Annotated in this window: 3 protein-coding genes; all 3 read left to right on the forward strand. The window is 70.1% G+C overall.

The genetic code is table 11. The features are described 5' to 3' along the window. A partial coding sequence (locus JZ791_RS44060; protein WP_216903919.1) for a helix-turn-helix transcriptional regulator occupies positions 1-406 on the forward strand: 406 nt, incomplete at its 5' end. After that, positions 403-1,464, forward strand: a complete 1,062-nt coding sequence (locus tag JZ791_RS44065; RefSeq protein ID WP_216903921.1) for a 2-dehydropantoate 2-reductase — start codon at positions 403-405, stop codon at positions 1,462-1,464. The genes JZ791_RS44060 and JZ791_RS44065, both read left to right, overlap by 4 nt. 33 nt (positions 1,465-1,497) lie before the next feature. After that, positions 1,498-1,670, forward strand: a 173-nt coding sequence (gene tatA, locus JZ791_RS44070; RefSeq protein WP_216903923.1) for a Sec-independent protein translocase subunit TatA, incomplete at its 3' end; no start/stop codon positions are given.

Raw genomic sequence — 1,670 nt, forward strand, 5'->3', positions numbered from 1 at the left:
CTCCCGCCCGCCCAGCCATGCCACCGATGCGGCGGCGGCCCTGGACCTGTTCTCCGACGATCCCGGAGTTCCGCTGGCGCGCTTGCGAGTTCGCTCGGACTTCGGCTGGGTGCTCGACCAGTATCCGATGTATCCGGTGGCGGTGCTGCCCGGCGGCGACGTCGAGGCCACGATGCGCTTCGCTACCCTGGACTGGATGGCGCGGCTGTTGCTGGGCTTCGGCGCGGGCGTCACGGTGCTGGGGCCGATCGAGCTGGTGAACGCGGTGCGCGAGCGTTCGGGCGCGGCGCTGTCGGCCTATGCGGCGCTGGACGGGGCTCACCCTGGGCCGGAGCAGCGCGGCGCGGGCCAGGACACAGCGGACGGTTACGGGGATGCGATCGTCGAGGAGGTCGGTCCGGCGTGACGTTACGTGTGACGGTGCTCGGAGCGGGCAGCATCGGGATCTTCGTGGGCGGCAAACTCGCCGCGGCGGGTGCGCGTGCCACCTTCGTGGGTCGCCCGCGCATGCTCGCGGAGATCGGCGAGCACGGGCTGCGGCTGTCGGACCTGGACGGCGGGAACGATCGTGTCTCCCAGACCGCGTTCGCCACCGAGACCGAGCCGGAATCCGCTGTCACCGCCGACCTCGTGCTGATCACGGTCAAATCCGCGCAGACCGCCGCGGCGGCGGAGCAATTGGTGAACCGGGTGCGGCCGGGCGCGGTGGTGATCAGCCTGCAGAACGGCATCGGCAACGACACCGTCATCCGGGAGATCCTGCCGTCGTGCGTGGTGCTGGCAGGGATGGTGGGTTTCAACGTCGTGAACCACGGCAGCGGACATTTCCACCGCGGTACCGAGGGCGTCGTCGCGGTGAGCGCCGATCCCGCCCTCGAACGGTTCGTGCCCCTGTTCGCCCGCGCCGGACTTCCGCTCGACGTGCACGCGGACCTGCTGCCGGTGCAGTGGGCCAAGCTGCTGCTGAACCTGAACAACCCGATCAACGCCCTGTCCGGCCGGCCGCTGGCCGAACAACTCGGTGCGCGCGACTACCGGCGCTGCCTGGCATTGGCGCAGGCGGAGGCGTTGGCGGTGATGCGCCGGGCCCGGATCCACCCCGCCCGGCTCACGCTGGTGCCGCCGCGGCTGATGGTCCGCGTGCTGGGGCTGCCCGACGCGCTGTTCACCCGCTTGGCGGCGGGCGTGCTCGCGGTGGATCCGCAGGCCCGCTCGTCGATGGCCGACGATCTGGCGCTGGGTCGCACGACCGAGATCGCGTGGTTGTCCGGGGAGATCGTGAATCTGGGCACGATGGTATCGATGCCCACGCCGGTCAACGCGCGGCTGGTGGAGCTGGTGGGCGTCGCGGAACGCGGGGATACCCGCCGATGGAGCGGCCCGGAGCTGCTGGCACAGTTGCGTGCGGCGAAGTCCGGTGCTGTCGGCGCCGACCGCCCGAGCCGGTCGGACCCTGTCCGGTAGCATCGGATATACCACAGTCTTTGGAGGTTATCGATGGGTACATTTGGCCCGACGCACTGGATCATCATTGTGTTGTTGGTGCTCGTACTGTTCGGCGCCAAGCGGCTGCCCGACGCCGCCCGGGGGCTGGGGCGTTCGCTGCGCATCTTCAAGAGCGAGATGAGCGAGATGCAGTCCGAGGGCTCCCCGGCCACGCACACCAATTC

The sequence above is a fragment of the Nocardia alni genome, from assembly GCF_019038435.1.
In the GTDB taxonomy this organism is placed as follows: domain Bacteria; phylum Actinomycetota; class Actinomycetes; order Mycobacteriales; family Mycobacteriaceae; genus Nocardia; species Nocardia alni.